This is a genomic window from Streptomyces sp. NPDC002265 (genome assembly GCF_040296125.1).
Lineage (GTDB): Bacteria > Actinomycetota > Actinomycetes > Streptomycetales > Streptomycetaceae > Streptomyces.
The window spans coordinates 1-13,139 of record NZ_JBEOWS010000281.1 but is presented as its reverse complement, the minus strand read 5'-3'; the positions used below and the strand labels follow the sequence as shown (position 1 = coordinate 13,139).

The 13,139-nt window shown below is 72.6% G+C and carries 10 protein-coding genes and 1 tRNA gene; 7 read left to right on the top strand and 4 right to left on the bottom strand.

What is annotated here, in order from left to right:
- Positions 1-93: 93 nt before the first annotated feature.
- From ABT085_RS34645 to ABT085_RS34635, 3 genes are all read right to left on the bottom strand, one after another.
- On the bottom strand, positions 94-1,059 hold the full coding sequence (locus ABT085_RS34645) for a chaplin (RefSeq protein WP_351617185.1): 966 nt from the start codon (positions 1,057-1,059) through the stop codon (positions 94-96).
- 111 nt (positions 1,060-1,170) lie between these two features.
- A complete protein-coding gene (gene chpH / locus ABT085_RS34640) occupies positions 1,171-1,404 on the bottom strand; it encodes a chaplin ChpH (RefSeq protein ID WP_351617182.1) in 234 nt (77 codons plus the stop codon).
- A gap of 156 nt (positions 1,405-1,560) precedes the next feature.
- Positions 1,561-2,886 (bottom strand): M20/M25/M40 family metallo-hydrolase, encoded by a 1,326-nt coding sequence (locus ABT085_RS34635; RefSeq protein ID WP_351617180.1) that lies wholly within the window; start codon positions 2,884-2,886, stop codon positions 1,561-1,563.
- A gap of 201 nt (positions 2,887-3,087) precedes the next feature.
- Between ABT085_RS34635 and ABT085_RS34630 the strand changes: the two genes are divergently transcribed.
- From ABT085_RS34630 to ABT085_RS34610, 5 genes are all read left to right on the top strand, one after another.
- Positions 3,088-3,175, top strand: a tRNA-Leu gene (locus tag ABT085_RS34630).
- 179 nt (positions 3,176-3,354) lie between these two features.
- Positions 3,355-3,783 carry a DUF3291 domain-containing protein gene (locus ABT085_RS34625; RefSeq protein ID WP_351617178.1) on the top strand — a complete coding sequence of 143 codons (429 nt, stop codon included), beginning with the start codon at positions 3,355-3,357 and terminating at the stop codon, positions 3,781-3,783.
- A 477-nt stretch (positions 3,784-4,260) separates the two neighbouring features.
- Positions 4,261-8,127, top strand: a complete 3,867-nt coding sequence (locus ABT085_RS34620) for a Pls/PosA family non-ribosomal peptide synthetase (RefSeq protein WP_351617175.1) — start codon at positions 4,261-4,263, stop codon at positions 8,125-8,127.
- A 76-nt stretch (positions 8,128-8,203) separates the two neighbouring features.
- Positions 8,204-9,571 (top strand): M1 family metallopeptidase, encoded by a 1,368-nt coding sequence (locus tag ABT085_RS34615; protein ID WP_351617172.1) that lies wholly within the window; start codon positions 8,204-8,206, stop codon positions 9,569-9,571.
- Positions 9,572-9,709: 138 nt separating this feature from the next.
- Complete coding sequence (locus ABT085_RS34610) at positions 9,710-10,132, top strand: YchJ family protein (protein ID WP_351617169.1); 423 nt, start codon at positions 9,710-9,712, stop codon at positions 10,130-10,132.
- Positions 10,133-10,266: 134 nt separating this feature from the next.
- Here the strand turns inward: ABT085_RS34610 and ABT085_RS34605 are convergent, their stop codons facing one another.
- Positions 10,267-10,968, bottom strand: a complete 702-nt coding sequence (locus ABT085_RS34605; RefSeq protein ID WP_351617166.1) for a FadR/GntR family transcriptional regulator — start codon at positions 10,966-10,968, stop codon at positions 10,267-10,269.
- 130 nt (positions 10,969-11,098) lie between these two features.
- Between ABT085_RS34605 and ABT085_RS34600 the strand changes: the two genes are divergently transcribed.
- Both ABT085_RS34600 and ABT085_RS34595 read left to right on the top strand, forming a co-directional pair.
- Positions 11,099-11,644, top strand: coding sequence for a gluconokinase (locus tag ABT085_RS34600; protein ID WP_351617163.1), 546 nt, complete (start codon positions 11,099-11,101; stop codon positions 11,642-11,644).
- 41 nt (positions 11,645-11,685) lie between these two features.
- On the top strand, positions 11,686-13,083 hold the full coding sequence (locus tag ABT085_RS34595) for a GntT/GntP/DsdX family permease (RefSeq protein ID WP_351617160.1): 1,398 nt from the start codon (positions 11,686-11,688) through the stop codon (positions 13,081-13,083).
- Positions 13,084-13,139: the final 56 nt, after the last annotated feature.

Genomic DNA, 13,139 nt, shown 5'->3' with positions numbered 1-13,139 from the left:
ACCGCGTCGAGGGTCTCGGCGTCGAGCGTGGGGATCGTGGCAGGCCCGCCGGCGAGGCGGATGTAGGGCCGACCAGAGGCGTGGACCGGGCCGTCACGCCCAGGCGCGTGCCTTGCGGTAGAGAACCGCACCGGCCAGCAGCGCGCCCGCGCCGACCGGCAGGACGAGGCCCATCGGCAGCTCGGACCCGGTGTGCGCGAGCTGTGCCGTCTCACCGGCCGGGGTCACGGTCCGGTCGGTGACCGGGGTGTCGGACCCGGTCGTCCGGCCGGTACCGGTCGGGGTGGTCGGCTGCACCGGCTTGCCCGGCTGCTCCGGGGTCCGGGGCGGAGTCGTGCGGCCCGTGTCGCGCGGGGGCGTGGTGTGGTGGTGCCCGCCGTAGCCATTGTCGCAGTCGTTGCCGAAGACGGGGTTCAGCAGGCCGATGACGTCGACGCTGTTGCCGCAGGCGTTCACCGGCACGTCGATCGGCACCTGGGCCTCGTTGCCGGAGCCCACGCCGGGCGAACCGCCGGTGTGACCGCCGGCGTACGCGCCGCCGTGGCCGTGGTGGCCACCGCGACCGCCGTGACCCCCGTACCCGCCGTCATGACCGCCGTAGCCGCCGTCGTGCCCGCCATAGCCACCGTGACCGCCGCGACCGCCGGAGTCGCCGCCGTAGCCGGCGTCGTGCCCGCCGTAGCCACCGTGGCCGCCGCGGTCGCCGGAGTCGCCGTAACCGCCCGAGCCGCCGTGGTCGCCGTAACCGCCTCGGCCGTCGCCGTCGTGGCCGCGGTGGTCGCCACGGTCATGCCCGCCGGAGCGGAAGGTGCCCCCGTCTCCGTTGGCGCACTTGTTGCCCATGGCCGGATTGAGGAGCCCGATCACATCGACCGTGTTCCCGCATACGTTCACCGGAATATCCACCGGCACTTGGATCGTATTGCCGGACAGAACGCCCGGAGAATTCGTGCTCACGCCGCTCGCTCCCGAGTCGGCGTGGGCATAACCACTGGCGGCCGCGATCGCTCCCGTCGCCGCCATCACGGTCATGAGGCCTTTACGCGTGACCTCTCGCATGCTGAATCCCTGCCTTTGCCCTTTGACGTTGCCTGGAAAGGCCGAGCGGCCCCGGAGCGCATGGCGCGTGCTCCGGGACCGACGGCATGGACGACCCTCAGAAAGGCGACGTCAGTCGTTGACGCATGTGTTGCCGAAGGTGGGGTTCAGCAGCCCGATCACGTCGATCGTGTTGCCGCAGACGCTCACCGGCACGTGAACGGGCACCTCGGCGACATTGCCGGACAGGACACCCGGGGAGTTCGCGGCGGCACCCTGAGCACCGGAGTCGGCCATGGCCATACCCGCGCCCGCGAGAACCAGTCCACCGGTGGCAGCCGCAGCAGCGACGACCTTCTTGATCATTGTTCCTCCTTGTTGGCAATGCGATCCAAAACCACGGATCGCATCACCAACAACGAGGGGGCTCCGGCGAGGCTACGAGCTAATGAGACCATTCACTCTTCTCAGTGTTCACCGCACGCGTTGGCGAATTCCGCCGCGCCGTCCCGGCGGGCGCTTTCAGGACGCGTCGATGAAACGGTCGAGCACGCGTACGCCGAACTTCAGGCCGTCCACGGGGACCCGCTCGTCGACGCCGTGGAACATGCCCGCGAAGTCCAGCTCCGGCGGCAGCTTCAGCGGCACGAAGCCGAAGCCCCGGATGCCGAGGTCGTCGAACGACTTGGCGTCCGTGCCCGCGGAGAGCAGGTACGGGATCGCCTTGGCGGCGGGGTCCTCGGCCAGCAGCGCGGACTGCATGGCGTCCACCAGCGCCCCGTCGAAGGTGGTCTCGACGGCCTTGTCGGAGTGCACGTCCGTGCGCCGGACGTTCGGCCCGAGGACACGGTCGAGGTCGGCGAGGAACTCCTCCTCGAAGCCGGGCAGGAAACGCCCGTCGACGTGCGCGGTCGCCTCGCCCGGGATCACGTTGACCTTGTAGCCGGCGTCGAGCTGGGTGGGGTTGGCGGTGTTGCTCAGACTGGCGCCGATCAGCTTGGCGATGCCGCCGAGCCGGGCGAGGGTGCCCTCCATGTCCTCCGGGTCGAGCTCGGTGCCGAGCGCGTCCCCGAGCTCGTCGAGGAAGGCCCGGGTGGTCTTGGTGACCCGGACCGGGAACTTGTGCCGGCCGAGCCGGGCGACGGCCTCGGACAGCTCGGTGATCGCGTTGTCCCGGTGGATCATCGAGCCGTGCCCGGCCCGGCCGGCCACGGTCAGCTTCATCCAGTGCATGCCCTTCTCGGCCGTCTGGATGAGGTAGAGGCGCCGCTGCTCGCTGACGGTGAACGAGAACCCGCCCACCTCGCTGATCGCCTCGGTGACGCCGTCGAACAGGTCGCGGTGGTGGTCGACGAGGTACCGGGCGCCGTACGTGCCGCCCGCCTCCTCGTCGGCGAGGAACGCCAGGACGATGTCGCGGGGCGGCCTGCGCCCGCTGCGCAGCCGGTCCCGCACGACCGCCAGGGTCATCGCGTCCATGTCCTTCATGTCGACGGCCCCGCGGCCCCAGACGCACCCGTCCGCGACCTCACCGGAGAAGGGGTGATGGGTCCAGTCGGCCGCGTTCGCCGGCACGACGTCGGTGTGACCGTGGATGAGCAGCGCGGGCCGGCTGGGGTCCTCGCCCTCGATGCGGGCCACGGTGGAGGCGCGTCCCGGGTGCGACTCGAAGATCCGCGGTTCGAGGCCGACCTCCGCGAGCTTCTCGGCGACATACTCGGCCGCCTTGCGCTCACCCGGGCCCGAGTGGTCGCCGTAGTTGCTGGTGTCGATCCGGATCAGCTCGCGGCAGAGGTCGACGACCTCGTCCTCGCCGGTGACACCCATGGCCGTGTCCGTCTGGCTCACGCTGCTTCCTCCCGCTGACACTGCTGGTGGTTGCCCTCATCCTCCCCCTCCGCCGGACCGGGGCCCAAGGCCGGTCCCGGTCCGTCACACGCCGTTCACGCCGGGAGCGCGGCCGCCGGACCACCCGTGATCGGCCACCCCCGAAAGCCTGGTAATGTTTACGACGTCGCCGCGGGGGAAACCCCGCACGACAGACACCTTGTCCGGGTGGCGGAATGGCAGACGCGCTAGCTTGAGGTGCTAGTGCCCTTTATCGGGCGTGGGGGTTCAAGTCCCCCCTCGGACACCAGCCGAATCCCCCGGCCGCTCAGCGGCCGGGGGATTCGTCGTTCCCGCTCGCCGGACACGTCCGGAATTCACCCCTGCGAGGGTGTCCGCAAGGACGGGCGCGTGGACTCTTGTGGGGTGGCGGGCGGCCCCGCCGCGACGGCGGCCCGTGCCGTCACCGACGAGCGGAGGAGAGTCCCGATGCCCACCATTCCCTGGCTGCCCGGCACCGACCGGGGCGCGGCGGCTCCGGAGGGTGCCGCGGGCCCGCCCCTGGTCATGGCCTCCCGGCTGGAGCTGCGGTCGCTGTGGTCCGTGCCCGGGTTCCTCCTGCTGTCGCTCGTGGTCCTTCGGCAGGCCAGGCGCTCCCCGGGGCTGATCGGCACCTCGCTCCGGGCGGAACCGCTGAGGCGGACGTTCTGGACGCTGTCGGCATGGCGGGACCAGGAGGCCCTGAACGCCTTCGACCGCACCGGCCCGCACGCGAGGAGCGTGCGCCGGCTGCGCCCGGGGACGAGGAGCTCGGTGTTCGTGTTCTGGAGCACCGAGCGGGACCGGCTCCCGGTCACCTGGGACGAGGCGAGGCGGCGGCTGGACGAGCAGGTGAACATGGAGACACAAGGGACATGAGTACGGTTTCGGCCGATTCCGGGGACGGCGCACCGGACCGGCGACGGACCCGGGACAGCGGGCCGAGGACAGCGGGCCGAGGACAGCGAACTGCGGCCGGCCGACCGGGGGCCGGCGGCCCGAGGACGGCGGCCTGGGACAGCGAACCGCCGTCGGCGGACCGAGGACAGCAGGCCGGGGACGGCGGTCGGGGCCGGTCCGCGCGGCGCTCGCACCGCCGGACGGGGCCCGTCGGGCGATTGTGTGGGACATCTCTCCTCGCCCCAACAAAACCGCAGTTCAGCGGCGGCCTCTGTACTCTGCGTACCCCTTCGATCGCCCCCCGTTCGGCCCTCCCCGGTGGCTGGAGCAGGGCCGCGATCCTAGCGTCGTACTACCATTTCCGGCTTGTTACGGTGCCGAGCCGGACAACCCCAGGCATACCTGCGGGCCCGTCGGCGCCCCGGAGGCTTCCGGGATTCGAGACGCGAGGACCCGATGGCAGCCATACACGAGAGCGGCGCTCTCGGCCTGCTCGACGACGAGATCCGCGCACTTGACGGAGCACGCTTCTCCGGGGGGCCGGCCGCCGGGGCGCGCACCCTCGTCGACGTCTTCGACGCCAGCGTGCGCTCCCACCCGGACGAACTCGCCCTGGACGACGGCACGACCCGCCTGACCTACCGGGCGCTCGCCGGGGAGGTGGAACGGCTGCGCCGCCGGCTCGCCGACGCCGGAGTCGGTCTCGGTGACCGCGTCGGTGTCCGGGTGCCCTCCGGCACCAACGACCTGTACGTGGCGATCCTCGCCGTCCTCGCGGCCGGCGCCGCCTATGTGCCGGTGGACGCCGAGGACCCGGACGAGCGGGCCGAGCTGGTCTTCGGCGAGGCGCGGGTGCGGGCGGTCGTCGGCGCCGGGCACGAGCTGACCCCCGTCGACGGAACCCGTACGCCCGCCGCCCGTCCCGGCACCGCGGACGACGCCTGGATCATCTTCACCTCCGGTTCCACCGGCAAGCCCAAGGGTGTCGCCGTCAGCCATCGCAGCGCCGCCGCTTTCGTGGACGCGGAGGCCGCGCTGTTCCTCACCGACGAGCCGATCGGGCCCGGTGACCGGGTCATGGCGGGCCTGTCGGTCGCGTTCGACGCGTCCTGCGAGGAGATGTGGCTGGCCTGGCGCTACGGCGCCTGTCTGGTGCCGGTCCCCCGCTCCCAGGTCCGCAGCGGCGCCGATCTCGGCCCCTGGCTGGTCGAGCAGGAGATCACGGTCGTCTCCACGGTGCCGACGCTGGCGGCGCTGTGGGAGCCGGAGACCCTCAACGACGTACGGCTGCTGATCTTCGGCGGGGAGGCCTGCCCGCCCGAGCTGGTACAGCGGCTGGTGACGGAGGGCCGCGAGGTCTGGAACACCTACGGGCCGACCGAGGCGACCGTGGTGGCCTGCGCGGCCCTGATGTCCGGTTCCCCCGAGGAGCCGGTGCGGATCGGGCTGCCGCTGCGCGGCTGGGAGCTGGCGGTCGTCGACGAGGCCGGTGAGCCGGTGCCGATGGGCGGCAGCGGGCAGCTGGTGATCGGCGGGATCGGGCTGGCCCGGTACCTCGACGCCGACAAGGACGCGGAGAAGTACGCGCCGCTGCCGTCACTGGGCTGGGAGCGGGCGTACCGCAGCGGGGACCTGGTGCGGGCCGACCCGGAGGGACTGGTGTTCCTGGGGCGGGCCGACGAGCAGATCAAACTCGGCGGGCGCCGGATCGAGCTCGGCGAGGTCGACGCGGCCCTCCAGGCCCTGCCCGGGGTCGCGGGTGCGGCCGCCGCCGTGCGCACCGCCCGCGGCGGCAACCAGCTGCTGGTCGGCTATGTGGTCACCCAGGACGGCTGGGACCAGGCGGCGGCCGTCGAACGGCTGCGCGCCGAGCTGCCGGCCGCGCTGGTGCCCCTGCTCGCCCCGGTCGCCGATCTGCCGACGCGTACCTCGGGCAAGGTGGACCGCAACGCCCTGCCCTGGCCCCTGGAGGGTCTGGAGACCGGCGGCGCGGCCGAGCAGCTGAACGGCACCGAGGCCTGGCTCGCCGAGCAGTGGACGGCCGTGCTCGGCATCCCGGTGACCGGGTCCGGCGACGACTTCTTCGCGATCGGCGGCAGCAGTCTCGCCGCCGCCCAGCTCACCACCCGGCTGCGTGAGCGCTACCCGGACGCCGCCGTCCTCGACATCTACCAGCGGCCGACCCTGCGCAAGCTGGCCCAGCGGCTGGAGGCCTCCGCGCGGGAGGCCGGCGAGAGCCGGACGGTCGCCCCGGTGCCGGTGCGCGCCCGGCTGGTCCAGCTGCTCCTGCTGGTTCCGCTGTTCACCCTGCTCGGGCTGCGCTGGACGGTGGTGCTGGCCGCGTTCGGCAACGTGCTGACCGGCTACGCCTGGCTGCCGACCGCGCCGTGGTGGCTGGTGGCGGCCGGCGCCGTGCTGTTCTTCACCCCGCCGGGACGCCTCGCGCTCGCCGCGGGCGGGGCCCGGCTGCTGCTGCGGGGTGTGAAGCCAGGCCGTCATCCGCGCGGCGGCAGCGTCCACCTGCGGCTGTGGACCGCCGAGCGGCTGGCCGAGTACACCGGGGCGACCTCGCTGACCGGGTCCTGGCTGGAGCGCTACGCCCGGGCCCTGGGCGCCAGGATCGGCCCGGACGTCGACCTGCACTCGCTGCCGCCGGTGACCGGTCTGCTCAAGCTGGGCCGGGGCGCGGCCGTGGAGTCCGAGGTCGACCTGTCGGGGTACTGGCTGGACGGCGACCGGCTGGAGATCGGCCCCGTGAAGGTGGGCGCGCACGCCGTGGTCGGCACGCGCAGCATCCTGTTCCCCGGGGCCCGGGTGGGCAAGCGGGCCGAGGTCGCCCCCGGTTCCGCCGTGGCCGGGCAGGTGCCGACCGGCCAGCGCTGGGCGGGCGCGCCCGCGGTCAAGCTCGGCAAGGCCAAGCGCAGCTGGCCCAAGGAGCGTCCGCCGCGGGGGCGTTTGTGGCGGGCGATGTACGGGGTGTCGGGCGCCGGGCTCACCCTGCTGCCGGTGGTGTCGGCGGGTGCCGCGCTGCTGGTCGTGCGGCGGTTCGTCGAGTCCGGCGCGGGCCTCGGCGCGGCCCTGCGGGGCGCCGCGCTCGCGCTGGTGCCGGCGACGCTCGCCTACGGTCTGGCGTACGCGCTGCTGCTCCTGGCCGCCGTACGGCTGCTGAGTCTGGGGCTGCGCGAGGGCACGCATCCCGCGCACAGCAGGGTCGGCTGGCAGGCCTGGACCGTCACCCAGCTGATGGACCGCTCCCGCGAGACCCTCTTCCCGCTCTACGCCGGGCTGGCCACGCCGGTGTGGCTGCGGCTGCTGGGGATGCGGGTGGGCCGGGGTGCCGAGGTGTCCACGGTGCTGGCGCTGCCCAGTCTGACCACGGTCGGGGAGGGCGCGTTCCTCGCCGACGACACGCTGACGGCGCCGTACGAGCTCGGTGGCGGCTGGGTGCGGATCGGGCGCGCGGAGATCGGGCGGCGGGCCTTCCTCGGCAACTCGGGGATGACCGCGCCGGGCCGGTCGGTGCCGGACGGCGGTCTGGTCGGTGTGCTGTCGGCGACGCCGAAGAAGGCGAAGAAGGGCAGCTCGTACCTGGGGCTGCCGCCGGTGAAGCTGCCGCGCTCGGCGGCCGAGTTCGACCAGGACCGCACCTACGACCCGCCGGCCCGGCTGCTGTGGGCGCGCGGTCTGGTGGAACTGTGCCGGCTGGTGCCCGTGTTCTGTTCCGCGGCGCTGGCCGTGGGCACGGTGGCGGCGCTGTGCGCGCTGGGTCCCTGGGCCGCGCCGTTGTCGGGGCTGGTGCTGCTGGCCACGGGGGCGGTCGCGGCGGTGGTGTCGCTGGCCGCCAAGTGGCTGCTGGTGGGCCGGCACCGCAGCGGGGAGCATCCGCTGTGGAGCGGGTTCGTCTGGCGCAACGAGCTGGCGGACACGTTCGTCGAGGTCGTGGCGGTACCTTGGCTGGTAGGTGCCGTCCCGGGCACGCCGGTGACGACGGCGTGGCTGCGTGGTCTGGGCGCGCGCATCGGCCGCGGGGTCTGGGTGGAGAGCTACTGGCTGCCCGAGACCGACCTGGTGACCTTGGAGGACGCGGCCACCGTGAACCGTGGCTGTGTGCTCCAGACCCACCTTTTTCACGATCGGATCTTGCGGACGGGTACGGTTGTCCTCCGTCAAGGCGCCACCCTGGGTCCTGGCGGGATCGTGCTGCCCGGCAGCACGATCGGGGCCCGCACCACTCTGGGCCCCGCGTCGCTCGTGATGGCCGCGGAGTCCGTCCCGGACGACACCCGCTGGCTGGGCAACCCGATCGAGGCTTGGCGTACCTGAGCGCCGGCCGTTCGGACCCGGTGGGCGGTGCGGCACCGGCACGGCGGACAGCACAGCGCAGGGAGCGGACACGGCAGTGGCAGTACAGCAGTCAGTGGGCCAGGACCCGTACTTCCCGGCCAACGGCGACCCCCGCTACCGGGTGCACCGCTACGAGCTCGCCCTGGACTACCGTCCCGGGCCGAACCGGCTGGCGGGCACGGCCCGGATCAACGCCATTGCCGGGCGGGCGGCGCTGCCCGAGTTCCAGCTCAACCTGGCCGACTTCAGGATCGGCCGGGTGCGGGTGGACGGGCGGCAGCCGCACTACACCCACCGGGGCGACCGGCTGCGTATCCGTCCCGCCAAGCCGATCCGGCCGGGTGCCGCCTTCACGGTGGAGGTGCAGTGGTCCGGCAATCCCAAGCCGGTGGCCAGCCCCTGGGGCGGGCTCGGCTGGGAGGAGCTGACGGACGGGGCGCTGGTGGCGAGCCAGCCGATCGGGGCGCCGTCCTGGTACCCGTGCAACGACCGCCCCGCCGACAAGGCCTCGTACCAGATCTCCGTGACCACGCCGTCCGCGTACTCGGTGGTGGCGGGCGGGCGGCTGCTCACCCGCACCACGAAGGCGTCGACGACCACCTGGGTCTACGAGCAGTCGGCGCCGACCTCCAGTTATCTGGTCGGGCTGGCGATCGGCAAGTACCAGACGGTGCTGCTGGGCGACCCCGACCCGGGGCTCGGCGGTGTGCCGCAGCACGGGCACATCCCGGCGCATCTGCTGCCCGCGTTCTCCCGGGACTTCGCGCGCCAGCCGATGATGATGGAGTTGTTCCAGCGGCTGTTCGGGCCGTATCCGTTCGACGAGTACGCGGTCGTCGTGACGGAGGAGGAACTCGATGTGCCGGTCGAGGCGCAGGGGTTGTCGCTGTTCGGGGCCAACCACGTGGACGGGGCGCGGGGTTCGGAGCGGCTGGTGGCGCACGAGCTGGCGCATCAGTGGTTCGGCAACAGTGTGTCCATCGGCGACTGGCGGCACATATGGCTGAACGAGGGCTTCGCGAAGTACGCCGAGTGGCTGTGGTCGGAGCGTTCGGGCGGCCGCAGTGCGCAGCAACTCGCGGCCGCGGCGCACCGGTTGGTGTCGTCGCTGCCGCAGGACCTGCGGCTGGCCGATCCGGGGCGCAAGTCGATGTTCGACGACCGGCTCTACGAGCGTGGCGGGCTCGCCGTGCACGCGGTGCGGTGTGCGCTGGGCGACGACGCGTTCTTCCGGATGCTGCGCGGCTGGACCCTGCTGCACCGGGGCGGGGCGGTGACGACGGCGACGTTCGCCGCGCACGCGGCGCGCTTCGCGTCGGAGCCGCTGGACGAGGTCCTGGACGCCTGGGTGTACGGGACGGAACTGCCGCCGCTGCCCACGCTGTCCATGCCGCCGATGCCGCTGGCACCGCCCACGCCGTAGAGCTCCGGGCGCTTGGAGCCCTTCGGCTGCGGACTACTGTGGCCCTTCGGCTTCGGACTCCTGTGGCCCGTCGGCTTCGTCCGGCGGCGCCCGCGGGTGGCGCGGTGGTGCGGGCCGGGGTGCAGCAGAATGGACGTCATGTCCCGACGCACCTCGCCCCCACGGCGCCCGAGTCCCGCCGGCCCGGCCGCCCGGCCCTCCTGTCCCTGCGGCACGGCGAAGCCGTACGAGGAGTGCTGCGGCCGGTTCCACCGGGGTGAGGCCGCGGCCCCCACCGCCGAGGCGCTGATGCGCTCGCGCTACTGCGCCTTCGTGCGGCTCGACGCGCCCTACCTGCTGCGGACCTGGCATCCGCGGACGCGGCCTGAGGCGGTCGAGCTCGACCCGGGGATGCGGTGGACCGGGCTGGAGATCCTGGAGACCGGCGGCGGTACGGGGTTCCACGCCACCGGGACCGTGACCTTCCGGGCCTCCTACCGGGGCGGTTCGCTGCACGAGCGCAGCCGGTTCGAGCGGGTCGACGGGGCGTGGGTCTATGTGGACGGCGACTTCCTGGACTGACCTGGACCGACCAGGACTGACCAGGACTGACCTGGACCGACCTGGACTGACGGGGAGTCATCGGGCCGAACGACCGGTCCGGCAGGGCCTGTTCGGGTGACCGGCGGGCCCGTCCGGGTGCAATCAGGGTGCAATCAGGGTGCCAGGATGTCGAGTTCCTGGAGGGCGCCCTCCGCGATCTGCCGGGTCAGTTCCTGCGCGCGGGCCGCGTCGCCCTCGCGGACGGCCTCGGCGACCTGGACGTGCAGCGTGACGGCTGCCGGGTCGGGGTCCTCGAACATGACCTCGTGATGGGTGCGGCCGGCCAGGACCTCGGCGACGACGTCCCCGAGCCGGGCGAACATCTCGTTGCCCGACGCGGTAAGGATCACCCGGTGGAAGGCGATGTCGTGGACGAGGTAGCCCTCCAGCCGGTGGCCGCGTGAGTTGGCCACCATGCCGAGGGCGCACTCGGTGAGTTCGGCGCACTGCTCCGGCGTGGCGTTCACCGCGGCCAGGCCCGCCGCGACCGGCTCGACCGCGGAGCGCAGCACGGTCAGCGAGCGCAGTTGGCGCGGCCGGTCGGCGCCCGCCAGACGCCAGCGGATGACCTGCGGGTCGTAGACGTTCCAGGCGGCCATGGGCAGCACGGTCACGCCCACCCGGCGACGGGACTCGACCAGGTGCATGGACTCCAGCACCCGGACCGCCTCGCGCATGACCGAGCGGGACACCTCGAGGCGCTGCGCGAGCTCGTCGGTGCGCAGAACGCTGCCCGGCGGGTACTCGCCCGCGGTGATCGCGGGGCCGAGGGCTTCCAGTACGCGGCCGTGCAGCCCCCGGTCCGAAGTGGTCATGCACTCAGAGTACGGGGTGGATCACAGAGCTAAAAAGTCAGACTTATACGTCACACACTCTTGAATTTGTCGTACCTAATCGGTTTCAGTGAGGTCGACACCAGGTGTCGACGAAGACAGTGAGGCAGTCATGAGTACCCCGCAGGTCGTCGTGGTCATGGGGGTCGCCGGAACCGGCAAGACCACCATCGGCCCCTTGCTGGCGGCGCGTCTCGGCGTTCCGTACGCCGAGGGCGACGACTTCCACCCGCAGGACAACATCGACAGGATGTCGGCCGGCATCCCGCTCACCGACGAGGACCGGTGGCCCTGGCTGGACGCCATCGGCGGCTGGGCCCACGGCCGGGCCGGACTCGGCGGGGTGGTCAGCTGCTCGGCGCTGAAGCGGTCCTACCGCGACCGGCTGCGGGCCTCGGCGCCCGACCTCGTCTTCGTGCACCTCGCGGGCGACCGCGCCCTCATCGAGGACCGGATGTCGCACCGGCAGGGTCATTTCATGCCGACGGCACTGCTCGACTCCCAGTTCGCCACGCTCCAGCCGCTGGAGGCGGACGAGGCGGGAGTCACGGTGGACGTGGCCGGCGGCCCCGAGGACATCACCGCGCGCGCCGCGGCCGCGCTGGACGCCCTCGGCCGGACCCCGTCGTCGCCCACCCGGCCCTCACCGCAGGCCTGACCCCGCTTCCCTCCCCGTCCCTCCCTTCACAAGGAACCCCCGTGACCAGACTCAGCGTCGAGATGCTGGCAGCGGACGCCGTCGAGCCGATCACCTCGGCCGGCCACGCCCGGCTGGGCCTCGCCGTGCTGGCGGGCATCGCCGTCATCGTCCTGCTCATCACCAAGTACAAGCTCCACGCCTTCCTGGCGCTGACCATCGGGTCGCTCGCGCTGGGGGCGTTCGCCGGAGCGCCGCTCGACAAGGCCATCCTCAGCTTCACCACCGGACTCGGCTCGACCGTGGCCGGGGTGGGCGTCCTGATCGCGCTCGGGGCGATCCTGGGCAGGCTGCTGGCCGACTCCGGCGGCGCCGACCAGATCGTCGACACGATCCTCGCCAAGGCGGGCGGCCGGGCCATGCCGTGGGCGATGGTGCTGATCGCCTCGGTGATCGGGCTGCCGCTGTTCTTCGAGGTCGGCATCGTGCTGCTGATCCCGGTGGTACTGATGGTCGCCAAGCGCGGCAACTACTCCGTGATGCGGATCGGCATCCCCGCGCTGGCCGGCCTGTCGGTGATGCACGGACTCATCCCGCCGCACCCCGGCCCGCTGGTCGCCATCGACGCGGTCAAGGCCAACCTGGGCGTCACGCTGGCCCTGGGCATAGTCGTCGCGATCCCGACGGTGATCATCGCCGGTCCGCTGTTCTCGAAGGTCGCCGCGCGCTGGGTGGACGTCCCGGCCCCGGAGCGGATGCTCCCGCCGCGCGCCTCGGAGGAGCTGGAGCGCCGGCCGAGCTTCGGCGCCACCCTGGCCACCGTGCTGCTGCCGGTCGTCCTGATGCTGTCCAAGGCACTGGTCGACATCGTCGTCGACGACCCCGCGCACCAGGTGCAGCGTGTCTTCGACGTCATCGGCTCGCCGCTGATCGCACTGCTCACGGCCGTCATCGTGGGCATGTTCACGCTGGGCCGGGCCGCGGGCTTCACCAAGGACCGGCTGTCGACGACCGTCGAGAAGTCCCTCGCGCCGATCGCGGGCATCCTGCTGATCGTCGGAGCGGGCGGCGGCTTCAAGCAGACCCTGATCGACTGCGGGGTGGGCCAGATGATCCTGGACATCTCCAAGGACTGGTCGATCCCCGCGCTGCTGCTGGCCTGGCTGATCGCGGTGGCGATCCGGCTGGCCACCGGTTCGGCGACCGTCGCGACCATCTCCGCGGCCGGGCTCGTCGCCCCGCTGGCGGCCGACATGTCCACCACCCACACGGCGCTGCTGGTCCTCGCCATCGGCGCGGGCTCGCTCTTCTTCAGCCATGTCAACGACGCCGGCTTCTGGCTGGTGAAGGAGTACTTCGGACTGAGCGTCGGGCAGACCGTCAAGACGTGGTCCGTCATGGAGACGATCATCTCCGTGGTCGGCGGCGGCCTGGTGCTGCTGCTGTCCCTCGTGATCTAGCGCGCGGTACGGCGGCCACGGCCCGCCCGCTCCCCGGCACCGGTGCCAGCGCCGGC

Bases quoted from the DNA above. Each gene is read 5' to 3' on its own strand.
- ABT085_RS34645 (WP_351617185.1), bottom strand. From the start codon at position 1,059: ATGCGAGAGGTCACGCGTAAAGGCCTCATGACCGTGATGGCGGCGACG.
- chpH (WP_351617182.1), bottom strand. From the start codon at position 1,404: ATGATCAAGAAGGTCGTCGCTGCTGCGGCTGCCACCGGTGGACTGGTT.
- ABT085_RS34625 (WP_351617178.1), top strand. From the start codon at position 3,355: ATGCCCACCATTCCCTGGCTGCCCGGCACCGACCGGGGCGCGGCGGCT.
- ABT085_RS34620 (WP_351617175.1), top strand. From the start codon at position 4,261: ATGGCAGCCATACACGAGAGCGGCGCTCTCGGCCTGCTCGACGACGAG.
- ABT085_RS34610 (WP_351617169.1), top strand. From the start codon at position 9,710: ATGTCCCGACGCACCTCGCCCCCACGGCGCCCGAGTCCCGCCGGCCCG.
- ABT085_RS34605 (WP_351617166.1), bottom strand. From the start codon at position 10,968: ATGACCACTTCGGACCGGGGGCTGCACGGCCGCGTACTGGAAGCCCTC.
- ABT085_RS34600 (WP_351617163.1), top strand. From the start codon at position 11,099: ATGAGTACCCCGCAGGTCGTCGTGGTCATGGGGGTCGCCGGAACCGGC.